Annotated in this window: 17 protein-coding genes; 10 read left to right on the top strand and 7 right to left on the bottom strand. The window is 49.9% G+C overall.

Annotated elements, in window-relative coordinates; all coding sequences use genetic code 11:
* Positions 1-668: 668 nt before the first annotated feature.
* The 4 genes from GC097_RS22140 to GC097_RS22125 all read left to right on the top strand — a co-directional run bounded on the left by GC097_RS22140 (position 669) and on the right by GC097_RS22125 (position 5,933).
* Positions 669-2,567, top strand: a complete 1,899-nt coding sequence (locus tag GC097_RS22140; RefSeq protein ID WP_171685465.1) for a heparinase II/III domain-containing protein — start codon at positions 669-671, stop codon at positions 2,565-2,567.
* 25 nt (positions 2,568-2,592) lie between these two features.
* Positions 2,593-3,720 carry a glycoside hydrolase family 88 protein gene (locus tag GC097_RS22135; protein WP_171685464.1) on the top strand — a complete coding sequence of 376 codons (1,128 nt, stop codon included), beginning with the start codon at positions 2,593-2,595 and terminating at the stop codon, positions 3,718-3,720.
* A 151-nt stretch (positions 3,721-3,871) separates the two neighbouring features.
* Positions 3,872-4,408, top strand: a complete 537-nt coding sequence (locus GC097_RS22130) for a PadR family transcriptional regulator (protein ID WP_171685463.1) — start codon at positions 3,872-3,874, stop codon at positions 4,406-4,408.
* A gap of 1 nt (position 4,409) precedes the next feature.
* Complete coding sequence (locus GC097_RS22125) at positions 4,410-5,933, top strand: DHA2 family efflux MFS transporter permease subunit (protein WP_171685462.1); 1,524 nt, start codon at positions 4,410-4,412, stop codon at positions 5,931-5,933.
* A gap of 1,508 nt (positions 5,934-7,441) precedes the next feature.
* Here the strand turns inward: GC097_RS22125 and GC097_RS22120 are convergent.
* The 7 genes from GC097_RS22120 to GC097_RS22090 all read right to left on the bottom strand — a co-directional run bounded on the left by GC097_RS22120 (position 7,442) and on the right by GC097_RS22090 (position 15,383).
* Positions 7,442-8,452, bottom strand: a complete 1,011-nt coding sequence (locus GC097_RS22120; RefSeq protein WP_171685461.1) for an extracellular solute-binding protein — start codon at positions 8,450-8,452, stop codon at positions 7,442-7,444.
* 83 nt (positions 8,453-8,535) lie between these two features.
* Entirely contained in the window at positions 8,536-9,615 is a 1,080-nt protein-coding gene (locus GC097_RS22115; protein WP_216625852.1) for an ABC transporter ATP-binding protein, read from the bottom strand.
* Positions 9,616-9,632: 17 nt separating this feature from the next.
* Entirely contained in the window at positions 9,633-11,291 is a 1,659-nt protein-coding gene (locus GC097_RS22110) for an ABC transporter permease (protein WP_171685459.1), read from the bottom strand.
* Between the two features lie 89 nt (positions 11,292-11,380).
* Complete coding sequence (locus tag GC097_RS22105; RefSeq protein WP_171685458.1) at positions 11,381-12,415, bottom strand: ABC transporter substrate-binding protein; 1,035 nt, start codon at positions 12,413-12,415, stop codon at positions 11,381-11,383.
* 24 nt (positions 12,416-12,439) lie between these two features.
* Entirely contained in the window at positions 12,440-13,225 is a 786-nt protein-coding gene (locus GC097_RS22100; protein WP_171685457.1) for a DUF3919 family protein, read from the bottom strand.
* Between the two features lie 43 nt (positions 13,226-13,268).
* Positions 13,269-14,705, bottom strand: a complete 1,437-nt coding sequence (locus tag GC097_RS22095) for a HAMP domain-containing sensor histidine kinase (protein WP_171685456.1) — start codon at positions 14,703-14,705, stop codon at positions 13,269-13,271.
* 3 nt (positions 14,706-14,708) lie between these two features.
* Positions 14,709-15,383: a response regulator transcription factor gene (locus GC097_RS22090; RefSeq protein WP_171685455.1), complete on the bottom strand. Its 675-nt coding sequence runs from the start codon at positions 15,381-15,383 to the stop codon at positions 14,709-14,711.
* A gap of 268 nt (positions 15,384-15,651) precedes the next feature.
* Here GC097_RS22090 and desA point away from each other — a divergent pair, with 268 nt between their 5' ends.
* The 6 genes from desA (at position 15,652) to GC097_RS22060 (ending at position 24,343) form a co-directional block, all read left to right on the top strand.
* Entirely contained in the window at positions 15,652-16,683 is a 1,032-nt protein-coding gene (desA, locus tag GC097_RS22085) for a Delta(5) desaturase DesA (RefSeq protein ID WP_171685454.1), read from the top strand.
* A gap of 1,103 nt (positions 16,684-17,786) precedes the next feature.
* Positions 17,787-18,719, top strand: coding sequence for an ABC transporter permease (locus GC097_RS22080; RefSeq protein ID WP_246294409.1), 933 nt, complete (start codon positions 17,787-17,789; stop codon positions 18,717-18,719).
* A gap of 18 nt (positions 18,720-18,737) precedes the next feature.
* Entirely contained in the window at positions 18,738-19,619 is an 882-nt protein-coding gene (locus tag GC097_RS22075; RefSeq protein WP_171685452.1) for a carbohydrate ABC transporter permease, read from the top strand.
* Positions 19,620-19,782: 163 nt separating this feature from the next.
* A complete protein-coding gene (locus GC097_RS22070) occupies positions 19,783-21,366 on the top strand; it encodes an extracellular solute-binding protein (protein WP_171685451.1) in 1,584 nt (527 codons plus the stop codon).
* 92 nt (positions 21,367-21,458) lie between these two features.
* Positions 21,459-22,499, top strand: coding sequence for a response regulator (locus GC097_RS22065; RefSeq protein ID WP_171685450.1), 1,041 nt, complete (start codon positions 21,459-21,461; stop codon positions 22,497-22,499).
* On the top strand, positions 22,496-24,343 hold the full coding sequence (locus GC097_RS22060; protein ID WP_171685449.1) for a cache domain-containing sensor histidine kinase: 1,848 nt from the start codon (positions 22,496-22,498) through the stop codon (positions 24,341-24,343). The genes GC097_RS22065 and GC097_RS22060 overlap by 4 nt, the downstream gene beginning before the upstream one ends.
* Positions 24,344-24,373: the final 30 nt, after the last annotated feature.

Below are 24,373 nucleotides of genomic sequence, written 5' to 3'. Positions count from 1 at the left end.
GTAGGGAATAGCCAGGGGGAAGTCAGATGAGAGTGCCAAAAAGGCTGTCTCGCAGTGTGAAAAGCAGCTAGATGCAGCTGAGAGCGCCGAAAAGGCCGTCTCGGGAGGTGGAATTGGTGTTTTGTGCGTGAAAGTTCTATCACGGAGGGAACTGGAGTCCGCTATATTGGCGATACACGGAGTTTTCGCTTACTGTGGGGAACTACAGGGCCTTATTTCGCTGAATAGGGCGGGATTTTGCCCAATATGAGGAAATAACGGACCATAGTTCCCCATTTCTGTGAAAGTTGTACCTTTTCATGGAAATAGAGCCCTGTAGTTCCCCATTAGCGCGTGGAATTGGAGGACGAGTTGAGCAAATCAGTAATAGAGGCGGGGATCAACATCCCCTCGATATCTTAGCTTGTGTAGGGGCGCGTTATGAGCGACTTTTGGCGGTATAGATAGTTAACGTTGTGGTTGGCGATACGGAGATAAGCTATATTGTGGAGCGGATCGATCAGCACAGTAAAGTTTAGTTTAGTACCCATTGAGCCCGGCAGGTCAAGATTTGAGTGAAAAAAGTCAAAATAACAGGCTAACGATCCATCATTAATTCTTTATAATGAAAGATATATAACTTGTAATGGTAAAAATCACGAAGTCATGATGGGAAAGTGGGTCGTACTATGCCGAAAGTAATTGTAGACAACTTAACCTTGGAAAATGTAAAAGCAGCGCTGCTAGCTGCTCCAAAAGATCCTTCACAGCTGCTCTTTCCGGATGAAACGCCCTTGCAGGTGAAAGCGCGCTTGCTGCAAGGTAAGGAAAGCAAACGGCTTATCGAGGAGATTCGGGAAGAAGGGGACAAGCTGCTGCAGGAAACGATGCCGGAGCTAACTTATTCCTTGTTCCGTTTGTTTTCCACAACGGGCTCTCGGAGGGAATACGAGCTTGTTTATTTTCGCCGCCGAAATCGGTTGACGACATTCGGTTTATTGGCTTGGTTGGAAGGCGCGGATAGTAAGTATATGGATGCGCTTTCAGATACAATAGGGTCCATTGTGGACGAGTATACGTGGTGCTTGCCCGCGCATATTTTGGATGGACCGGAAATGAGGTCCGCCCCGCAGGAGCAATACGCGGCGGAAGGGCTTGTGAACCGCTCGGCGGAGTCGTTCACGATCGATCTTTTCGCGGCGGAGACCGCCTTCGCGCTAAGCGAAATCAGCGCGCTCCTCGGCGCGTCGCTGCCCCAGCTTCTTCGCGTTCGCATCCGCGAAGAAGTGCTGCGCCGCATTCTGCGGCCATTTGTGACGCAGGCTCCCAGCGGCTGGGAGACCGCGACCCACAATTGGGCCTCCGTCTGCGGTGGCTCCATTGCCGCTGCAGCGATCTACACGCTGCAGGATGAGGACGAGCTCGCCGCGGTGCTGGAGCGAGCTTTTCCCGCGCTCGCTTCGTACTTAAGCGGCTTCGAAGAAGACGGAGCATGTACCGAAGGGTACATGTACTGGCAGTACGGCTTCGGTTACTTCACCTATGCCGCTGACTTGATCCTACGGCGCACCGGCGGCGCCGTGAATTGGTTCCAATCGGACAAGGTGCGGCAAGTGGCCTTGTTCCAGCAAAAAAGCTTCCTCCACGGGAGGAAGGTTGTGAACTTCTCCGACTCGCAAGGGGAGGCGGGGATTTTTATGGGATTAAGCGGCTATTTGAAGCGGCTGTATCCCGAGGTCGAGCACCCGGAGCTGTCGCTTCGCGCTGGTTTTCGCGATGACCACTGCAGCCGGTGGGCGCCTGCTCTAAGGAATCTGCTTTGGTCATTAGATGACGTCGAGGGAAGTGCTTGGCAAACAGCGGCGTACTATTTACCGGACGCGCAGTGGCTGGTGTCCAGGCAGCTGCAGGAGCAGGGTGCTTATGTTTTCGCGGCCAAAGGCGGGCATAATAATGAACCGCATAACCATAATGATATCGGACATTTCATCCTGTACGCGCAGGGCGAAACTCTGCTTCCCGATCTGGGGAGCGGGCAGTATTCGCGGAAATATTTTGGGCCGGAGCGCTATGAAATTTTGTGCAACGGATCGCAGAGTCACTCTGTCCCCATCATTGACGGTTTGTATCAGGTAGCTGGCGAGGAGCATCGGGCAGAGCTGCTGGATTATAGCAGTAACGATGAACAGGATGTGTTGGCTTTAGAAATCTCCAGTGCCTACGGCACGAAAAAGCTTAACAAACTGGTGCGGCACTTCACCTGGCGCAAAACGGAGCCACCGACCCTAGAGGTAACGGACAGCTTCGAGTTCGTACAAGCGCCGGCGACGCTGGTGGAGCGCTTCATGGCATGGCATCACCCGCAGCTAGGGGAGGATGGGCGGATTGTGATAGCGGCGTCCGAAGAAGCGCGGGTTTACATCTCCTATAATCCTGATCTTTTTGATTGGGCGGTCGAGGCTCTTCATCACGTGAATCATTTTGATCAGCCGGAAACCTGCTATGCGCTTGATTTCAAGTTGAAGCCAGGCGTGCTGTCCGAGTCAGACCTGAGTGTATCTGCGCCGTTTCGGTTTGCATTTCAATAAAATAAATCCATTAGGAAGTGATGACATGAGTACTTCATTAGATTGGGCTCAGGAAGCTTGGGAAAAGACCGTTCACAAAGTAGCGAGAACAAGCCAAAGAATCGGAGACCGCTTCCCGCATGCCAGTGTAAAAGGCGAGTACCAGCTGGAGCCAGCCTCTTGGTGGACGGCTGGTTTCTGGCCGGGATTGCTGTGGCTGTTGTACCGCGACACGCAAAACGAGCAGCTGAAGCTGCTGGCAGAGTCCTGTGAAGAGCAGCTCGATCAAGTCATCGCGGATTACTACCGCTTAGACCATGATATCGGCTTCATGTGGACACTGACGAGCGTTGCGCGCTATAAGCTGTTAGGCGCGGAGGATTCCAAACGCCGCAGCTTGCTCGCGGCGAACTTGCTCGCTGCACGCTTCAACGTGCAGGGCAACTACATTCGCGCTTGGAACCCGTGGCGCGAAGGGGAGGACAATGCCGGCTGGGCCATCATCGATTGCATGATGAACCTGCCGCTGCTGCACTGGGCCTCCCGAACAACGGGAGACCCGCGTTACAAGCATATCGCCGTTCGGCATGCCGATATGGCGCTGGAGCACTTCATTCGCCCGGATGGTTCTGTGAACCATATCGTGGTCTTCGATCCGCATACGGGCGAGAAGCTCGAAGTGAAAGGCGGACAGGGCTTCGCCCCTGATTCCGGTTGGTCGCGCGGCACGGCGTGGGCGATTTACGGCATGGCGCTCAGCCATCTCCATACGGGAGATGAGCGTTACCTGCATGCCGCTAAGCGCGCAGCGCACTTTTTCATGGCCAACTTGCCGGAGGATAGCGTGCCGCATTGGGATTTCCGTTTGCCGGAGGGGATTACGGCCTACCGTGATACGTCGGCTGGCGCTTGCGCAGCCTGCGGTTTGCTGCTGATCGCTGAGCAGGTGAGCGGTCAAGAGAGCAGCCTGTACCGCCAAGCGGGTGAGCGGATCTTGCACTCGCTCTATACGAACTATGGCGCATGGGATTCAGGGACGGAGGAAGGGCTTATCCTTCATGGCACGAGCCATTACCCGGAAGGCAAGAATATAGATGTGCCGCTCATTTATGGCGATTATTATTTTGTGGAAGGCTTATCCCGCCTGTTAGGGCATGGGGAGCTGTTCTGGTAGGATTTTGAAATAAGCTGTCTGAAGTCAGAGATGACTTTGGGCAGTTTTTTTTTTCGAAAATCAGCTTTTCATATATAGACACGTCATATATCAATATGATATATTAACAATCGAAATATAAAACTGCGTTAGTAATGGAGGAGATTTCACCATGAACAGTCAGGACGTCATTTTAGGCACGCTAATGGATCGTTCGTTAACCGGATATGAAATTAAACAACAATTCGAAACATTATTTTCCTACTTCTATAGCTCAAGTTACGGAACGATTTATCCAACGCTTCACCGGATGGAGAAGGAAGAATTGCTGACGAAGGAAAGTGTCCTGCAGGATGGTAAACCGAACAAAAATGTGTACACCATTACAGAGAAAGGAAGAAAAAAATTCAATGACTACCTATATAGTCCAATTGAGTCGGAAAGTGTGAAGTCGGATTTCCTGATGAGACTGTTTTTTGGCGAACATGTTGGCAATGACAAGGTAGCCGAGTGGCTGGAGATGGCGCAAACCCATACGACCGAGGAATTAAATCAATTGAAAGCTACGGGTACGTTGTACAAAGATGAGATGCAGCCTTCTCAGGTCATCTGTATTCAAATGGGCATGAAGGCGTATGAAGCCAAGTTGGAGGCAATCCAGGAAGGGTTGATCCTACTTCGAAATATAAAGAATGAGGAGAGGAATTAACATGAACGGTTCAGGTTCAAATAAGAATTTGATTATTTTGGCCATGGCGCTCGGCTTATTGATGTCGTCTTTGGATAATACGATTGTGGCATCGTGTATTAACAAGTTAAGCCAGGACTTTAACGTGTTTGATAAAATTAGCTGGGTGTTCACGGCTTATATGTTGGCGGCTACGAGTACCATGCTAGTCTTTGGAAAAATGTCGGATTTATTCGGCAGAAAAATGTTTTACCTGATTGGGATTGGCATGTTTCTAATCGGCTCGGCCTTATGTGGGGTCGCACAAAGCGTAGATCAGCTGATCTGGTTCAGGGTCATCCAGGGGATTGGCTCCGGCGCGCTGTTTCCAATCAGTTTTACAATCATCTATACGATCTTTAATGATCCGAAGGATGCTGCCAAAATGTCCGGGGTATTCGGCGCGATTTTCGGTCTTTCTTCCGTAGCGGGACCGCAGCTGGGCAGTTTTATTGCCGAGCATTTGGGATGGAGATGGAATTTCTACATTAATGTGCCGATCGGTTTGGCTTCCATGCTCGTTCTGATCGTTGCGTTGAAAGAAACGCGCTCGGAACATAAGCCGAAAATCGATTATCTCGGTACGGCATTTCTCATCATAACGACCGTTTCGCTCATGTTGGCGCTCGAATGGGGCGGCAAGGACTATGCCTGGAGTTCCTGGCAGGAAATTGGCTTGTTCGTTGTATCGGCGATTTTCGGGGTTTTGTTTATAATGGTTGAAAAGCGTGCTGCCGAACCGGTTCTCCCGCTTAGCATCTTCAAGAACAAAATGGTGCTCGGAACCAGCATCATCGTCTTCTGCCAAGGCGTGCTGATGTTTTCCGCGATCACCTATCTGCCTATTTTCACCGTTGCGGTGCTGGGGCATTCCAACTCGAACGGCGTGCTGACGCCGATGATGGCCTCCCTCATTTGCGGTGCTATTCTGTTCGGCTTTTTGCAATCCAAATTCGCCTTCCGTCCGCTGCTGATGGTCAGTATGCTCATGACGATTGCCGTTGCGTCACTGCTGATGATGGTGGGTCCGAGTACTTCTAGCGGGTATATGATTGGTCTTATGATTCTGCTTGGTTTTGGTGCTGTCGGTCCGTTAATGAGCGTTGCGCAAAGTGCGATTGCCGCGAACGTCGATCCCAAATACTTGGGCGTCAGCTCCTCCATCGTTGGCTTCTGGCGCAGCATCGGGGGAATCATGGGCGCGTCGATCATGGCGACCATTGTCAATAATAACTTGAGTCACCTGATTACGGACGGTGCGGCTAAGGCCGGCATTCCCGCGGACAAAATCAGCACCTTGGCGAATCCCGAGCTGCTGATGCGCGCAGGCGGGACGATTCCGCCGGAAATCCGGCAGTTCCTGCAAGGGGCGTTGGCAACCGCCATCAACCACGGGTTCATCCTTAGCATTTGCGTAGGGATCATCGGTTTCGTTACTGCCTTGTTCGTGGGTTCAAGCAGACTGGAAGCCGCGAAGAGGCAAGAAGCTAGTCCTGTTCATGTGTAAAAGGCCTCATCTACCCGCCAGTTATTAGGGCGGCTGAGAGAAAGAAAGAGAAAGAGCTGTCAGCTTTAAGCAGGAATTCTGCTTGGGCTGCCAGCTTTTTTGATTGATTGTAATTTGGCGCGAGAAGGAGAAGAAGTGAGGGGGGGAGGAGGGAAATGGAAGGGAGAGATGTGTTGAGTGGAGTTTAGGAGTTACGGCTCATTGGAAGAAATCAGTTGTGTGGCACCTTATGGGGGAAATTCTCATTTCAGTTGGATGAAATCCAACGAAAAGGGGATTTAGCTGGTCTAAACAGACTTCTCATTGGAGTAAATCCACCCAGATCCTCAGAATAGAGGCAAAATGAGTTGATTTTGGAGTGTCTAATTGGAATCCATCCAATGAAACATGGGATTTGAGCTGTTTAAAGGTGTTTTCATTGGAGTTCATCCAATGAGATTATGGGGGAGGAGAAAAGGATGAAGGAGCGGCCGAGGGGAGAGTAAGAGTAAGAGTAAGAGTAAGAGTAAGAGTAAGAGAGGAGCCGGGGTAAGAGAAGAGAGGTAAGTGAGAGGGAGTAAGTGAGGGAGAGTAAGTGAGAGGGAGTAAGTGAGGGAGAGTAAGTGAGAGGGAGTAAGTGAGGGAGAGTAAGTGAGGGAGAGTAAGTGAGGGAGAGTAAGTGAGGGAGAGTAAGTGAGAGGGAGTAAGTAAGAGAGAGTAAGTGAGAAGGGAGTAAGTGTGAGGGAGTAGGTGAGAGAGAGTAAGTGAGAGAGAGTAAGTGAGAGAGAGTAAGTGAGAGGAGAGTAAGTGAGAGGAGAGTAAGTGAGAGGAGAGTAAGTGAGAGGAGAGTAAGTGAGAGGGAGTAAGTGAGAGGGAGTAAGTGAGAGGGAGTAAGTGAGAGAGAGTAAGTGAGAGAGAGTAAGTGAGAGGGAGCAAGTGAGAGTGAGTAAGTAAGAAGGAGTAAGTAAGTGCGGTCCGCTTCAAATAGTGGACGGCTTCCATCTTCGCCACAACACATTGGCCACATCAAGGTCTAGTCTTCGTTGTATTTTATACAACATAGAAGCGCTTTTTACTCAGCGATCCCGCCTACGTTGTACAAAATACAACCATTTGAGTCGAAATGACGAAGAAATCCCCCATTTCAACCCAAATCGTTGTACAAACTGCAACATAGAGGAGCATGTTGCTCGATTAACAGCCATATTGTTGCACAAAGTACAACATAGAGATGAGCCTGGGCAGAGAACACACTCTAGGCACTCAAATGGTTGCATCCAAGGCATCACTGAACTGCGTTCCGCAAGGCCACTCGAAGTGTCCAACGCACGAACGACAGTTCAGACTCGCCAAGCCGCCGTAACTTTGCCGTTACTCCTCCGGGGCGCCATCCGGCCAGCAGCTTCCCGTGCAGCTGCGCCACAGCTTGCTAAGCCGCCGCTACTTTGCCGTTTTTCCGCCGCGCGCCATCCGGCCAGCAGTTACTCGTGCTGCTGCACCGGAACTCGCCAAGCCGCGTTACTCCGCCGTTACTCCGCCGCGCGCCAAGCGGCCAGCAGCTTCTCATGCTGCTGCGCCGCAAGATCAAAGCGGTACGTGGCAAGCAGATTCTCCAGCTTCACCGGCGCAAGAAGCGGGTTCACCGGAATGTCCGGCGCCACGGGAAAGGAGAAGGCGGTGTTCATATAGTCGGTCTGCACCTCGCGGGACAGCATAAAATCAACCAACTGCTTGGCGGCCGCCAGGTTGTTGCCACCCTTCAGGATCGACACGGCGCCGATCTCCCACCCGGCTTGCGGCGGGATGAAGGAGGAGATGTTGTAGCCCGAATTTTTGAAGCGCAGCTGATCGCTTAAGAAGGAGACGGCCGCCGCCATCTCGCCTTCCGCCAAATGCTGCGCGCTCGTGTTGCCCGCGAACGTCATGGAGGCGCTTTGCTTCTTCAGCGCCTGCATCAGAGCGATCGCTTCGCTGTCTCCGCGCTGCTGCGCAAGCGAAGCGAGCAGCGTATAACCGGTTCCCGACGTCTCCGGATCGGGAATCTCGATCTTGCCCTTGAGCTCGGGGCGCAGCAGATCCTCATATCGCTGTGGAAGCGGCAGATTCTTCAGTTGGGGGTCCTGCTGCCAGACGGTTTGATTCACGCCAATGGCCAGCGCCCCCATGTACATGCCGGTCCAGTAGCCGTCGGCATCCTTATATTTGGCGGAAATTCCTCCTGCAGCTGCCGATGAGTAGCGGAGGGATTTGCTTTTGTTTTTAAGCTGCTCATGCAGATCGGCAGGGCCGCCGAGCACCACGTCGATCCCGGTTTTGCCCAGTGTCAGCAGATGGTAGCTGGCTTCGCCGCTCGACATCCGGATGATATCGTACGGCTGGTCCGTTTTTTTCTTGAACGTTTCCATCAGAATACGTCCGGCATCTTCCTGAAAGATCACGTAAACTTTGAGCGGCTGGTTGCTTTTCTTTTCCTCGAGCACGCGAAAGCCAAGGAAGATTCCAATTCCTACGATGAGGATGAGCAGCCCTTTTTTCCACATGATGCAAATCCCTCCTGAACAGCCAAAAAAGGAAACCAAAGTTCCCTTTTCAGCCCATGCTAGTTGTCTGTTGTCTGTGTGTCCTATTGTCTAATCTTAATCAGATGAATTTTATCTTCGGCTGCACGGATCGTGACATTCCCTTGATATCTGGTTAACCCGATGTCATACGCATCGACAATCCATTCTTTCATATTATCATCCAGAATAAAATACCGCTCTTTCTCGCCGAGGAACATCGAGGATTTCACGAACCCTTTAACGAGGAAGCTCCCGGCCTCCGGTGCATTGATTCGCATCGATTCAGGACGAATGCTGAGCAGCACTTTTTCACCAGGCGCCACGGCTTCATCCGTCGTCACGCTCGCTGTGAGGCCGCTAATGCCATAATCAACGGTAGCTTTGCCATTCGCAAACTCGCGGACAACGGCATCGACGAAATTGGTCGTACCGATAAAGTCGGCCACATAAGGCGTGCGAGGCTTATAGTAAATCTCATGCGGCGTGCCGTACTGATCAATCGCGCCTTTATTAAAGACAACGATGGAGTCGGACATCGACAAGGCTTCCAGCTGGTCATGGGTAACGTAGATCACCGTAAGACCAAGCTCTTGCTGAATGCTTCGCAATTCCACGCGAACTTCTTCGCGCAGCTTCGCATCCAAATTACTGAGCGGCTCATCCAGCAGAATGATCGGCGAGTTCATGACCAGGGCGCGAGCCATCGCCACCCGCTGCTGCTGCCCCCCAGACATCTCGTGCGGATAGCGCTCTTCCAGGCCTGTAAGCTTCACCTTGGCCATAGCGGTCTTCACGCGTTCTTGCACTTCCGCTTCTGGGCGTTTCTGGATGTCCAGTCCGTATGCGACATTATCGAACACGGTCATGTGCGGGAACAGAGCATACTCCTGGAACACCATTGGCGTTCCGCGTTTGTAGGGAGGCAGATCGTTGACGAGCTGCCCGTCAATTTTAATCTCACCCTCATCTATCGTATAAAAGCCTGCAATGGAGCGCAGCAGTGTCGTTTTTCCGCATCCGCTCGGTCCGAGGAAGGTAATGAATTTACCGCGTTCGATTTGCAAATCGATCTGTTTGAGTACGTGATTGCTGCCGAACACTTTACTGACATTTTTTAAATCCAACAAAACTTGTGAACTCATCATCACTCACTCCTTGTTTAGAAATCAAATATTTTCACTTTCGAGCGGAAAATGAGCTTCATCACACCGAGCGTAGCCAGTGTTGTTCCCATCAAACCGACGGCAACAGCGGCAGCCCAGTAGTAGGTTCCGGTCTCTGCATAGTTGAAGATCGATACGGCGGCCACGACCCATTTGGGCGTAATCAGAAAGACGATGGTGCTTAAGGTGTTCATATTTTTCATAAATGCGTAGACGAAGTTGGCGACAATGGTCTTTTGCAGCATCGGAAACACGATGGTCGTCAGCGTGCGGCGGCTGTCCGCACCGAGATTCGTTGCGGCTTCCTCGATAGATTTGTCCACCTGCTTGAAGGAAGCGGTGAGCCCCCGGTACCCGACGGGCATCTGTTTCAGCAGCATGGCCACGATAATCAAGACGGCGGAGCCTTGCAGCATAATCGGTCCGTTGCTGAAAGCGACGATCAAGGCTAGACCCACGAAGGTGCCCGGAAGAGCGATCGGCAGGACGGCGGTGAAATCGAGCATTTTTTTGCCCGGAAAAGGCTTGCGTACGACGACATAAGCCAGCACGAGGGCGAAACCGACGGCTAGAATTGAAGCGATGAGCGACAGCACCAAGCTGTTGAGAACAGCGGGGCTGGAGGGGTTGAACACCATTTTAGCCATATGACTCAGTGTAAATGTGTTGTCCCGCCCGAAGTTTTTCGTGAAAGCGAACAAGATGGTGATGGCGAACATCGACAGGATGAAGAGCGCCATGATGCTGTTGAAAATAAACAGAAGGATGTCCGTATTGCGGGACGTCTTCACCCGGTTTAAGCCGGAAACGGGCTTTCCGGTAATGGTGGAATAGGAGCCCTTGGACAGCAGCTTGCTTTGAATAACGAAAACCAACAGGGCGGGAATCACCAGAACGACGCCCATGACGGACGCGAGTCCCGGTTCGTTATTAATGATTTCTCCGTAAATTTCAACAGCCAAAAGGGAGTAATTGCCCCCGATCAGCTTGGGATTGCCGAAGTCGGCAAAGCAATTGATCGCCACAAGCAGGAAGGCGTTGATAACACCGGGGAGCGCTAATTTGAACGTGATGGTGCGGAAAAGCTTGAAGCCGCGTGCGCCTAGGTTCTGGGCGGCAATTTCCAGGTTGGGCGAAATGGAGCGCAGGACGCCGGTAATGGTCATGTAGGCTAATGGGAAATACGAGATCGTCTGAACGATCCAGAGACCGGGCAAGCCGTATAAGTCGAGCTCGACGTTAAACCAGGCTTTGAGCGTTTGCGATACCATGCCGCCTCTGCCGAATAGCAGCAGGAAGGCAAGGCCCGTCATAACGGACGGCGCGAGAATCGGGAGAAAAGCGATAAAGCGGAAAAACTTTTTCCCCACAATGTTGCTGTAATGAATCGAATAGGCATAAATAAAACCGCAAACCGTAGCGGTTAGCGCCGAGAGGGAGGAGCTGACGACTGTGTTCAGCAGGGCGGTGCCATAGCGGCTTTTGCTGAAAAACGTCGTCCAATCCGTCGCTCCCGGAAGGGCAATGACGTAAATGAGCGGATAAATGACGAAGAGACAGAGAACGGCGAAACTGATGAGTACGAGAATCAGCGAGGAGGGATCTTTCACCAGCTTGCTGACCGAGGTGCCCATGCCTTTTTTTTCTATGATCATAAGGGGCTCACGACCGCCTTCCACATTCATTGTTTAGGCGGGCATTGGTCCGTAGAGCCTACGGATTCCAATGCCCTGGAAACGCTTTCTTATTTGAGGTTCTTGAGCGCGTCCTGTAGCTCTTTGCGCTGCTCGGCAGCTTTCCACAGACTGTAGGTCGTATTGTATTTCGTTGTTTTGATGTCGATACCGCCTTTAGGGATCGGTACGGTAGGTTTCACGGAGCTTGCGAAAGCCGATTCGGTGTAAAGAAGTCCCGGTTCATTCGTTAGCATGAAATCCATAAGTTTCTTGGCGCCAGCGGTGTTTGCGCCGCCTTTGACAATGGCAAGTCCGCCAACTTCATAGCCTGCTGCTTCCGGAACGATGGAAATAATCGGGCTGCCCTGATTTTTCATTTTCAGTTGGTCGCCCAGGAAGGTGATGCCGATCGTGTACTCGCCTTTGGCCGCTTTCTGAATCGGCTCGATACCGGATTTCGGTCTCTCTTTCAGGTTCGGAAGCAGTTTCGCCACATAATCCAGCATTTTATCTTTGCCCCACACTTGCGCAAGGGAGGCTACAGCCGTATAGGCAGTACCGGAAGTTGCCGGGTCGGACATGCCGATTTCGCCTTTGAATTTCGGATCAAGCAGCTCTTGGAACGTCTGCGGATAAGGAGCACTAGCGTATTTCTCTTTCCAGCGCTGCTCGTTGATGCCAATAGCAATCGGATTCAGGTAAAAACCGGTCCAAAAGCCTTCTTTATCCTTCATATTGTCCGGAATATCTTTGGCGTTCGTGGAGATGTAGCTCTCAAGAGCGCCGGCTTTTTTCAATACTTCATGCGAATCCGCCGGACCGCCCATCAGGAAGTCGGCCTGCGGTTTGCCCATCTCGTTCTGCACACGCGTCACGGCTTCACCGCTCGGCAGGCGAAGAACATCATAGTCGATTCCGGTCTCTGCCTTGAATTTATCCAAGATCTTGCGCGCTTCTTCTTCTTGGAAAATGGAATACACGGTAATTTTGCCTTTCGCTTTCCCGCCGAAAACACCGGACTTGTACAGGAAGAATCCTGCTATAAGCACGACAACAATAGCGGATAAGATTAGAACGGAGCTGTTACTTTTTTTTCTAGCCATTTCATCAACCATCCCCTCGATAGGTTAGGAGGCGTCACTTAATTTGAAATAGGCTTTATGGTTGGTTTCATCCAGCAAATCAAACACGATGAAGTAAGCGTTGTCATAGAGATCGACATGCAGCCAATGCTTCCCGCTCGCGGCTTCGTCCGTTAACTGCACGACATAGTGGGCGCTCGGGCGCTCCGCCATGAAGTCAAAGTGGCTGAAATCGATCAGCCGGACCGCCGTTCGCATCTGTGCCGTTAGCGCAGCCCGATCGGCACCCAGTAACGCGGTGAGAACGCCGTCCTGCAAACGGAATACTTGATGGGCCGGGTTCGCGATCACGCTGCCGACGGTTTCTGCGGTGAGCGTTTTGTCGATCAGCATATTTTGCAGCTTGCGGATCTCCGCGCTAATTTCCAGCGAATTCACCATATCACTGCCGAAGCGAAAGCCGCTGGTCCCGATTTGGAAGGGTACATCCTCCTGATCCAAGTAAGCCATTGAGCCTGTCAGCAGCAGCCGTGAAGCGTTTGCACGAGTGGGCTGCCCGCCTCCGTTCAATAAACGGGTGAACGATGCTTTCCACGCGATCAGCTCTTTGGGATCATCAATCGTGATGGTTCCGATGCCCGGGTACGTGACATTCATGCTCATGGGAACGCCGTCGAACATGTCGCGGCTGTTTGGATCCTTCGTAACCGTATGTACCTCGTCGACGCCGATTCTGAAAACATAGGCAAAAATGCCGATCAACGTACAACCGATCACGATTTGCAATAAGATAAGACGCAACCATGAAAGCCCTTTCTTCTCCTCTTGCATGTAGATTACTCTCCTTTTATCTCAGAAAAATCATCGATTTGTATCAATTTTGTAACAGACTTTGTGCATGAACAGGCTCCATTTGGAAGCTCAAAATGACTTCCGTACCGCTTCCCTCGCGGCTGTGTACGGTGATGTCGCCGCCCTGCAGCTCCATCAATTGCTTGCAGAGCAGCAGTCCGAGCCCGTGCGAATGGGCCGATACCGGACGTTCCGCTTTCCGGCCGGACGGAAGAAACAGCGTGCTTGCTTCATCCTCGCCCATGCCTTTGCCGTTATCGGTAATGCGCACGAGACATTGATATTCCTGCTGTTCCAGCCGCACGTTCAGCTGCGTGCATTCGCTGTGCTTGATCGCATTCTCGATGACGTTGAACAAGACCTGCTGCGTTCTTTTCGGATCCATGTACACCTCGCAAGGTTCCACATGCACAGCAGTCGTAATCGCAGATTTGTGCAGCGTAGGCTCCAGAATGCGCAGGCTATCCGTCAGGATCGCGGCCAAATCCGCCCGTTCGACCTGCACCCGCCAAGCCTCGTCGCCTTTGAGGGAGGATTGCAGCAGCTCTTCGACCATTTGCAGCAGTCGTGTGCTTTCTTTACGGATGTAAACATTGCATGTTCGAATATCGTCGATGCGCTCCATTTTATCAATGAGATCGGAGAAACCGATGATGGACGTTAGCGGCGTTTTGAGTTCATGGGTCACATTATCGTAAAACTTTTTCTGCTTGCTCTGCTCATAATGGAGCAGCTCGATATGCTCTTGCAGCGCTTCTGACATTTGATTGAAGTCATCGGCCAGTTCCCGCACCTCATCTTGGCTGCGGACCGTAATTTTCCGGCTGAAATCCCCGACGGTCACCAGCTTTAAGGCTTGCTGCAAGGCATGCAGCGGCTGCATGATGAAGAAGGAGAACGAATAGCTGGCAAGCAGGGCAACGAGCAGGCAGCCTAGTGCGACGGCAATAAACCAAGTCCGCATGGCGGAAAGGGTCTCCTCATGTTTGTTCAGATCAAGCAAGTAGCGGAACCCGCCTACAATCTTGCCTTCGTACAGGAAGGGCGAGGCATAGATGAGTATTTTGCTGTTCTCGCCTTCCGTAATGACGGTCGCGGTTTGCCCTGCGAGTGCGGCGTCGATATCGCTCCGCTTCATCAAGTCCTCTTTGTTCCCGCTGTCACCAATAATCGTGCCTTCCGGGTCAAACAGCTGCACTTGGAAGTTGCTGTTGGCGGCCAGATGAGAGGCGATAAGCGGGGCATACGTCCCGGAAAAAAGCTGTTCGATGCTGATTTTCTTATCGTTCACTATTTTGAGCGCCTCGATGCGGTGCAGGTCGTAATATTGACCCAGCGTCTGCGTATCCCGCTCAATCATACTTTTGCTCAGCGTGTAGTTCACGACCACATACATCGCGGCCAGCAGCATGATGATCGTAATCGTGTGCTGAATGAACAGCTTATTGCGCAGCTTCATGGCTTAAACCTCCAGCTTGTAGCCCATCCCGTGAACCGTGGCCAGCACATGATCGTAGGGTTTGATTTTCTCGCGCAGCCGATTCACCATCATATCGACGGAACGCGTTTGACCGTAGTACTCGAATCCCCACACCTGATCCAGAATGTGCTCCCGCGTGAACACTTTCTTCGGATTTTTGCACAGCAGCCAGAGGAAATCGAACTCCTTGCTCGTCGTTTTGATCAGTTGGCCGGCCACTTTCAAAGATCGCTCGGTGCGGTCCATTTCAATGACGCCAGCTTGCAGGACATCGGCCGCTTGCGCCGTTGTATCCGGTGTTATTCGGCGCATGACCGCGCGAATTCGCAGGATAAGCTCCCTCGTCTCAAAGGGCTTGGTCAAATAATCGTCAGCGCCGAGCTGAAAGCCCAGTATTTTGTCGTTCATTTCGTTCTTCGCCGTCAGCACGATGACAGGAATTTCTTTGTAGGATTGCTGAAGCGTTTTCAAAAGCTCAAAGCCGGACTGATCGGGCAGCATCAGATCGAGCAGGATTAAATCGATAGGCTGAGCAGCGAGCGCGTCGAGACCGGAAGCGATGGTGCCGGCTACCATAGGATGGAAGCCTTCAACTTCAAGGCTTAATTTGAGCAGCATTTGGATGCTGGAATCGTCTTCAATAATTAGGATGTTCATGGGAAAGTTCCTTTCCGGCAGCATTTTGCCTAACTCATTCGTTCATGATTAGGCATCTTCCTTGTGTATCCATTCTACACAACAGACCGGCTATGTAAATACGATTGACTTATATTGCATTTTACAAAAAGCGTTTTCAACCGTATGATGAGAGTGCGGTGTAATATTTCTTTCCGCAGGAGGGAACTTAATTTAATCTGCAACGTACTACAACAGGTGACAACAAATTAGATCCGACACGATGTGGAGAGAAGGAGTTCTAAACGGAATGAAAAATGAAGATAAGAGCGGTTGGCGTTCTGACATCGCACCTTACGAGAGACCGCATATGAAGCATAGTATTTGGCAAATTATTAACACGGTGGTTCCTTTTTTCGCACTTTGGTATTTCGCGTATTTAAGCCTTTCCGTTTCCGTCTGGCTTACGCTTGCAATCGATATTATCGCCGCTGGATTTTTGGTGCGTATTTTTATCATTTTCCACGACTGCTGTCATAAATCTTTTTTCAGAAATAAATGGGCTAATGAAATAGTAGGTACGCTGACAGGAATTCTGACATTTGTTCCTTATCATCAGTGGCGCCATACGCACTCTATTCACCACGCATCCAGCGGTAATTTGGACCGCAGAGGTGTAGGTGACATTTGGACACTGACGGTTGACGAATATCAAGACTCGTCGTTGAAGAGAAGAATTCTGTATAGGCTGTACCGTAATCCGGTGATCATGTTTATTGTTGGGCCGGTCTTCATCTTTCTGATCGATTACCGTTTTAACCGCAAGCGTGCGGGAATGAAAGAACGTGTGAATACGTACATCACGAATGTAGGCATTGTGGGAAGTTTAGCCTTGCTTTGCTGGGCGATTGGTTGGCAGTCCGTTCTTCTTATTCAAGGTCCTATGTTTTTTGTCTCAGGCATGTTGGGAATTTGGCTTTTCTACGTTCAACATAACTATGAAGAAACCTACTTTGAGAATGAAGAAGAGTGGGATTACGTGAAAGCCGCGATGCATGGCAGTTCTTTTTACAAGCTGCCTAAAGTGCTGCACTGGATTACCGGCAACATCGGCTTTCACCATATTCATCATCTAAGCCCGCGGGTTCCGAATTATTATTTGGAAAAGGTTCATAACAAAAGCGCTGTGCTGCGCAATGTGCAAACCATTACGCTGATCACCAGCCTAGAGTCACTCAAGTTCCGCATATGGTGCGAGGATACGAAGAAGTTCATCCGCTTCAAGGATATGAAGCCTTTCAAAGCGAAACCGAGTCTCGTTAAAACGTTGGAAATCGATTAAATGGTTGAAGAGCTGGCAGTTAAAGTGGAGTTCTACTTTAGCTGTTGGCTTTTTTTGGTTTGTTTGAGGGTTGGAGGAGCTAAGCTAGTGAGGGATGGGAGCTCACCCTTCATTGGATGAAATCCAATGAAAAGACGGATTGAGCGGCTTCAGCGTGCGGTTCATTGGAGCAAATCCACTGAGATGTGCGATTTTACACCTAAATGAGGCAATTTTACAGTGTTTCGTTGGAATCTATCCAATGAATTATGGGATTTGTGTTAATAAAGGGGGCTTTCATTGGAAATCATCCAATGAAACTCAAGGCTGCGGGGAGGGGATGTAGGTTTTGAATTAAAATATGATTTAATCTCATCATGGCGAATCTTCATTGTACTTTGTACAACATAGAGGCGTCTTGTACCTCGCAATCTTGTGTTTCATTGTACAAAGTGCAACCATTTTACTCAAATATCCAGAAAAAGGCCCATTTCAGAACAAATCATTGCATTTTATACAACATAGAGCAGGGCGGAGGCTTAATATCGGCCAAAGCGTTGCACAAAGTGCAATATAGAGTCCAATCACCCATCAACCTGCGGCTTTCATGCAACTTAGATCAAACCCCATCAACTTGGCACATCATGCAAAATGGAGCCCAATCCCCATCAACCTGCCCACTTCAAGCAACATATAGATCCACCCCTATCAACCCGCACGCTTCAAGCAACATACAGTCCCCCTATCAACCCGCACGCTTCAAGCAACATACAGTCCCCCTATCAACCCGCACGCTTCAAGCAACATACAGTCCCCCTATCAACCCACACGCTTCAAGCAACATACAGTCCCCCTATCAACCCACACGCTTCAAGCAACATATAGTCCCCCCATCAACCCGCACGCTTCAAGCAACATATAGCCCCCCATAAACCTACACCTTTGGCGCAATATAGAATCCACCCACCCCACCCGTGCGCTTACCCACCTAAAAAAAACACAAGTTGGTGAAAAGACATTCCATTGTTGCAAGCGCTTTAGGAAGGTACCATAGGGATATAACATCGACGAAGATTAGTAAGGGGGGCCAGAAGATGGCGGTAGGCGCGCAAGCAGTGAAACAGATGAATCAGCGTGCGCAGGCAAAAAAGGGAAATTCCTTTCTGCGAACGTTTTGGAAGTATAGGGCACTGTATTTAATATCATTGCCGGGGATTTTATATTTTATCGTTTTTAAGTATGTGCCGTTATTAGGGTCGGTTATTGCCTTTCAGGACTATAACATTTTTGACGGCTTTACCGGAAGCAAATGGGTGGGATTAGAGCATTTTGCCCGTATGTTTGCCCATTATGATTTCCTTAAAATTTTGAAAAATACCGTTTTAATCGGCATATACGATCTAGTGCTGGCGTTCCCTGCGCCGATCATTCTTGCTCTCTTGCTTAACGAGTTGCGTGTTGTGTTGTACAAGCGCGTTCTGCAGACAGTTGTCTATATGCCTCACTTCTTGTCTTGGGTTATTGTGAGCGGGATTGCGATTGGTATTCTCTCTCCTTCTACGGGAGCGGTGAACCAATTCATCACTTGGCTGGGCTTTGAGCCGGTTTATTTCTTAGGTGAAGAATCCTGGATCCGCACAGTTCTTATCTCGTCGGGAATTTGGCGGGATTCCGGTTACGGCACGATTATTTATTTGGCTGCCCTTGCGGGAATTAATCCGGATTTATATGAAGCAGCGGAAGTGGATGGGGCGAACCGTTGGAGACAAACGATTTCGATTACGCTTCCATCGCTGCTGCCAACCATTATGATTTTGTTCCTGTTGCATATTGGGAAATTTTTGGATTTCGGCTTTGAGCGCGTCTACGTGTTCTTGAATCCGTTGAATAAAGAAAACGGTGAAATTCTAGATACCTACATTTACACCGCAGGCTTGTTGGGCCAGCAGTTCAGCTATACGACAGCGATCGGGCTTTTCAAAGCATTAGTGGGTGTTATCTTTATTGTTACAGGTAACATTTTAAGCAAAAAAACAACGGGTGAAAGCTTGTACTAAGACGGAGGTGAACGCTTTATGAATCGCAAGCCGACAGCCGGCTGGCAAGTTTTTAACATCTTTAATGTCCTTTTTCTGACTCTCTTATCGCTGGCGATGCTCCTGCCGTTCTTAAACGTGCTGGCTCAATCGTTCAGTTCCTCTCAAGCTATTGTGAATGGTAATGTATTGTTCTGGCCCGTTCAATTTACGCCGATTAACTATCAATACGTGTTCAGCGACGCAGCAATCTGGCGTTCCTTCGGAGTAACTGTGTATATTACAGTAGTGGGTACGCTTATCAATTTAATTGCAACGGCTTCACTGGCTTATCCGGTGTCGCGCCCTGAGTATGCCGGACGCAATGCTGTCGTGATTATGGTTCTGATAACGATGGTGTTCACAGCTCCACTGATTCCTAACTTTATTTTGATGAAGAATTTGCATTTGACGAACTCGCTTTGGGCACTTATGATTCCAGGTGCGATCAGCGCATTCAACTTTTTCGTGATGAGGTCGTTCTTCTTGCAAATTCCGAGCGAACTGATCGATTCCGGCCGTATCGACGGCTGTTCCGAGCTCAGAATGATTTGGAACATCGTGCTTCCGCTGTCCAAGCCGGTTATGGCATCCCTTGGGATTTTCTATGCCGTGGCCCACTGGAATGCGTATCAAAACGCGCTCTACTATATCAATAAACCAGCGCTATGGCCGCTGCAAGTGAAGCTGCGCCAGCTCATTGTATCCGAAGATATCTCCATCGATCCGAACTCGTCACAATTTAGCGGACTGGCCCACATGGATCCGGAAGGCATCAAAATGGCGACAATCATTATTGCGACAATCCCGATTATTCTGATCTATCCGTTCTTGCAGCGGCACTTTGTCAAAGGGATGATGGTTGGATCGGTTAAATCATAAGGTAAAATTCGTTGAGAAATCCTGTATGGGATAACGAGTTTTTACAGAATTCTAAAAAAAAGACAAATCAAACTAAAGACAGTCCATATCGACAAATTGTAAACGCTTTTACAATGAGTTTGTGAAAGCGTCATATTTTAGTGAAACGAAAAGAGGGGTAGAAATGAAAAAATGGATTCCCACGACAATGGCTGCAGTGTTGTTGGCCAGCATGTTGGCTGCTTGCTCTTCGAAGCCTGCCGAACAACCGGCATCCAGCGCGGCAGCTGGCGCAGCTAGCGCAAAGCCGGCAGAAAAAACAAAGTTCTCCATCTCCCTACGTACTTTGGCATTCGGTCACGTAGAGAAATCGCCTGATATCAACCAAGATAAATGGGTGAAGAAGCTTGAAGAACTCACGAACACCGATATGAATATCGTGCTTGTTCCGCACAAAGAATATGAACAAAAAATGATCCAAATGTTCGCAACCAACGATATTCCTGATGTGGTACAAGGCAGCGGCGGTGTGAACGGAAAAGAAATGGCAGGTTCTGTGAAAGCTGGCGTATTCATGCCGCTGGACGATTTGCTGAAGCAGTACGGTCCGAATTTGCTCAAAAAAGTGCCGAAAGAGGCATGGGATAACGTAACGTACAACGGTAAAATTTACGCTATTCCTGAGTATTTGTCGAACCCGTCCCGCCGTGCGATCTTCGTTCGTAAGGACTTGCTGGATAAAGCCGGACTAGGCGTTCCGAAGACGGTTGACGAGTACATGGCCGTGCTTCGCAAGTTCAAAGAAATGGGCGTAGAAAACCCTTACATGGGTCGGGAAAACTTCAAGTATTCGGATTCCTTCTTCGGAGCTTATGACGCATATCCATATCTGTCCATGTTTGAGAAGTCTGGCGACCAAATTGTGCCAAAATTCTTCAATACGGAGAATATGACTAAAGCGCTGCAAACGTATAAAACGATGTTTGACGAAGGCTTAATCAACAAGGAATTTGCAACGATCAACGCAACCGTATTCAAAAACACGATCCTTGCCGGTAAAGCAGGCATGTGGTCTATGAATGCGAATGAAGTGCTGCAATGGGAAACACAGCTGAAAACGACGGTGCCAAACGGCTCGATCGAGATTATTGCAGCTCCTACAGGACCGGACGGTAAAGGCGGTCACTACTTGTACGGACCTGTTCCGCGCGCTTACTTCATCAACAAAAATGTGAAAAATGCTGCGCAAATCATTAAGTTCTACGATTGGATGATGTCCGACGAAGCGGAGAAATTCTTCACATTCGGTATCGAAGGCGACACGTACAAAACGGTAGACGGCAAAATCGAGTACAAAGCGCCAACAGATGCTGCGGGCGTAGATGAAGAGCGTTACCGTCAATCCTTCTTGTGGTTGGTTCAAGATACAACTTATAATAAAGGCACACTTAGTATGACAGAAGACGGCAAGAAATTAATGAACGTATACGACACAACTTTGAAAAACGAAGGACGCGATGGCATCAGCTTCGAGCCGCGTCTGGATTCCTTAATGAAAAACCCTGACATTTCACCGCTGTCCGACCAAGCGCCTCCGGTTATTCTTCAGCACATGGTTAAAATGGTGTACGGCAAAGAGCCGATCTCCGATTGGCCGAAAGTTTTGGAAGAGTGGAAGTCCAAAGGCGGCAACGAAGTGATCAAGGAAGCTACAGAAAAATTCAACAGCAAAGATTCCGGTACAACGGTGTCGATGCCGCGTAAATAAGCTCAAGCCATTGAGCATGACCGACTCCTCACGAGCACACCAGCGCGTGGGGAGTGGGCATTTCAGAAGGGTAAAGAAGGGAGCGCCGCCTCATGTACCGCATACTCATTGTCGATGACGAACCGATGATACGCAAAGGATTGCAAAAACTAGTCGAACAATCGGAGCTGCCGATCGAAAGCCTGCGAACGGCTGAGAATGGTGTCGTCGCATTGCAGCGGATTCAGGAGGATCGACCCGATTTCCTGTTTACAGATATACGCATGCCCAAAATGGACGGCCTGGAACTGTGTGCCCGCGTTGCGGAAATGGATGCGGACATCCAAGTTGTCGTGATTTCCGGGTACAGCGATTTCGAATATGCCCAGAAATGTGTTTCCTATGGTGTCAAAGAGTATTTGTTAAAGCCGGTGAACATCAAAGGCTTCCAGAACGTATTGGAGAAGATGATCCGCAACAAATCCAAAGTAAGTTCCGAAACGTTCGTCGCTGTAACGAAGCTGGAGCAGTGGGCAAGCCGGATGGAACATGCGGTCTGGATGCTGCAGCAAGCGGAATTAGACCGCTTATTAGAAGAAATTTACGTTGAGCTCAGAGATTACAAGCTGAAGCTGAACCGGATTCACGATATTTTGCAGGAGATTCATACGCTGCTGCACCAACGTTTAAATGTGCGGGACGTTTATCTGATTCAGGGCGAGCTTGCCTTAAACGGCGCTGCCACCGAAGAGGAGGCATGGCTCCGTTTCACAACAGCGGTGTATGGCCATTTGGATGAGCTGAAGCTTAAGCGCAAAGGGAAGCTGAAAGACCCTGTAGAGGAAGCGAAGCAGTACATTGAATCACACCTCGCTGAGGAAGTTTCTCTAGAGGAAGTGGCAGAATTCATCGGGCTCAATCCTTCGTATTTTAGCCAATTATTCAAGCAAAATACGTCGGAGACGTTCGTGCAATACCGCACGCGCAGACGCATGGAAAAGGCGAAAAAGCTGCTGGAGCAGCCGCAGTGGCGCATCACGGACATTTCCGGAGAAGTCGGTTACGCCGATCATCCCCATTTTACGAAAACATTCAAGAAGTATGAAGGATGCCTTCCTTCGGAGTACCGCCAGCAGATGGGGATTCGTTCATGAGAGGCAAGACACTGTCACGCCAAATCTTTTCGAACTTTCTGATTGTGATCGTGCTTTCGCTCGTATCTGTCGGGGCGTTCTCTTATGTTCAGTCTTCCAGGGCGCTGGATGGCCAGGTCAAGCAGTATATGGAGCAAATGATCGACAGCGCCAACTATCAGACAGACAGCTATTTGCAGGCTTATGAGCTCTTGAGCAATGCGTTTACTTCCAACCCGGATGTGCGGGCTTTTATGGAAATTGAACCTAACGATTCGTATGAGTTTTATGTGTACAGCGAAAAGATCAAGGAATTCGCACGTATTTCAGTGGTCTCCGTTATTACGTTATATAAACAATTGAACATGATTTATGCGGTCGGCCAGCATGGACGATCGGTTATTTATGATAATCAGAATGTGCTCAACTTCGATCCCGTGCTGGTGAAAGAAAAGTATGATTATTTGATGAAAATGACGCCGGCTGACGGCAAAATCGCGCTGCTGAATATGAGCATTCGCGAAGTCGATCAGGGTTCCGTCGTGACGATGGCCCGCAAAGTGAGAGGACCTTCTTACGGGGATACGAACCGTGGAGTCGTCGCGATCGAGATCAAGCTGGATGAGCTGGCGAAGACATGGGATCGGGTGAGTCTGGGGAAAAAAGGCTTCTTCTTCATCGTAGATGATACCGGGAACTACATCTATCCGCGTTCCATGAGCGAGCGCAAGCCGCAGGATGAATTGGCCTCGCGCGTGCTGCAGAGCGGCAACCAGACATTCACCTACAAATATAACGGCGAAGAGCGAATGTTTGTATCACGCAAATCCGGTTACTCCGATTGGAATCTGGTTGCTTCCATGCCGGTTGAGGAGCTGCGGCGTCCGGTCAATACCATTCGAACGACAACCATCAGTGTGGGGTTGATTACACTTGCCATTGCCTTATGGCTGGCGTCCCGTTTCGGCCGTTCGATTATTGCGCCGATCCGTTGGCTGAAAGACAGTATGAGGGAAACGGAAAAAGGAAACTGGCAGTATATCGACGAGACGGGCCGAACGGACGAAATCGGCGGACTTATTCATAGCTACAACCTAATGGTGACGCGTCTGTCCGATATGATTGGGCGGGTTTACGAGGCGGAGCTGGAGCAGCAAAAGAATGCTTTAGAGTTAGGGGAGACGAAGCTGGAGCGGCAGAGGGCGGAATATCAGTCCCTGCAGCTTCAGATCAATCCTCACTTTTTATATAACACGCTCGAAACGATCAATTGTTATGCCATTGTGCAGGACTCCACGGAAATTACCGAAATGGTCGAGGCCATGGCTTTCATGCTTCGTTACTCCGTTCAGACCAATTTAGAAGAAATTACAGTAGCCAATGAGCTGAACCATGTTCGCAACTATATGATTGTTTTGCAGCACCGAACGGGCAAAGAGTTTGAAATCGATGTAGCGATTCCGCCGAGCCTGCTGTTGGAGAAAATGGTCCGGCTGACGCTGCAGCCGCTGATTGAAAATATTTTTCAGCATGCGTTTCCGGATGGCGTGGAGCCGCATCATTTCATTCGTATTAATGCCAAGAAGGAAAATGGCTTATTCCAAGTGTTCGTAGAGGACAACGGCATCGGCATGAAGCCGGAGCGGCTTGCCGAGCTGCGGAAGAAGCTGGAGCAGAACCGTTTGGCGGAGCCGGAAGAGAACGGCGCCTCACAACGCGGCGGTATTGGGCTCATGAACGTCCATCGGCGAATTCAGATGGTGTTTGGCGAGGCTTACGGGCTGTCTGTTGACAGCGAGTGGGGGCGCGGCACTTGTCTGATGATGACGATGCCGGAAACGGCGCGGCCGAAGATGCGGGGTTGAGGCGTGAGGATATACACCTAAAACACAGAC

Source organism: Paenibacillus planticolens, from assembly GCF_013141725.1.
In the GTDB taxonomy this organism is placed as follows: Bacteria; Bacillota; Bacilli; order Paenibacillales; family NBRC-103111; genus Paenibacillus_E; species Paenibacillus_E planticolens.
This window is presented reverse-complemented; position numbering and strand designations above follow the sequence as displayed.

Coding starts and splice junctions, on each gene's coding strand:
- GC097_RS22105 (WP_171685458.1), bottom strand. CDS start 12,415: ATGGCTAGAAAAAAAAGTAACAGCTCCGTTCTAATCTTATCCGCTATT.
- GC097_RS22095 (WP_171685456.1), bottom strand. CDS start 14,705: ATGAAGCTGCGCAATAAGCTGTTCATTCAGCACACGATTACGATCATC.
- GC097_RS22100 (WP_171685457.1), bottom strand. CDS start 13,225: ATGCAAGAGGAGAAGAAAGGGCTTTCATGGTTGCGTCTTATCTTATTG.
- desA (WP_171685454.1), top strand. CDS start 15,652: ATGAAAAATGAAGATAAGAGCGGTTGGCGTTCTGACATCGCACCTTAC.
- GC097_RS22075 (WP_171685452.1), top strand. CDS start 18,738: ATGAATCGCAAGCCGACAGCCGGCTGGCAAGTTTTTAACATCTTTAAT.
- GC097_RS22080 (WP_246294409.1), top strand. CDS start 17,787: ATGAATCAGCGTGCGCAGGCAAAAAAGGGAAATTCCTTTCTGCGAACG.
- GC097_RS22140 (WP_171685465.1), top strand. CDS start 669: ATGCCGAAAGTAATTGTAGACAACTTAACCTTGGAAAATGTAAAAGCA.
- GC097_RS22125 (WP_171685462.1), top strand. CDS start 4,410: ATGAACGGTTCAGGTTCAAATAAGAATTTGATTATTTTGGCCATGGCG.
- GC097_RS22110 (WP_171685459.1), bottom strand. CDS start 11,291: ATGATCATAGAAAAAAAAGGCATGGGCACCTCGGTCAGCAAGCTGGTG.
- GC097_RS22130 (WP_171685463.1), top strand. CDS start 3,872: ATGAACAGTCAGGACGTCATTTTAGGCACGCTAATGGATCGTTCGTTA.
- GC097_RS22115 (WP_216625852.1), bottom strand. CDS start 9,615: ATGAGTTCACAAGTTTTGTTGGATTTAAAAAATGTCAGTAAAGTGTTC.
- GC097_RS22065 (WP_171685450.1), top strand. CDS start 21,459: ATGTACCGCATACTCATTGTCGATGACGAACCGATGATACGCAAAGGA.
- GC097_RS22090 (WP_171685455.1), bottom strand. CDS start 15,383: ATGAACATCCTAATTATTGAAGACGATTCCAGCATCCAAATGCTGCTC.
- GC097_RS22070 (WP_171685451.1), top strand. CDS start 19,783: ATGAAAAAATGGATTCCCACGACAATGGCTGCAGTGTTGTTGGCCAGC.
- GC097_RS22135 (WP_171685464.1), top strand. CDS start 2,593: ATGAGTACTTCATTAGATTGGGCTCAGGAAGCTTGGGAAAAGACCGTT.
- GC097_RS22120 (WP_171685461.1), bottom strand. CDS start 8,452: ATGTGGAAAAAAGGGCTGCTCATCCTCATCGTAGGAATTGGAATCTTC.
- GC097_RS22060 (WP_171685449.1), top strand. CDS start 22,496: ATGAGAGGCAAGACACTGTCACGCCAAATCTTTTCGAACTTTCTGATT.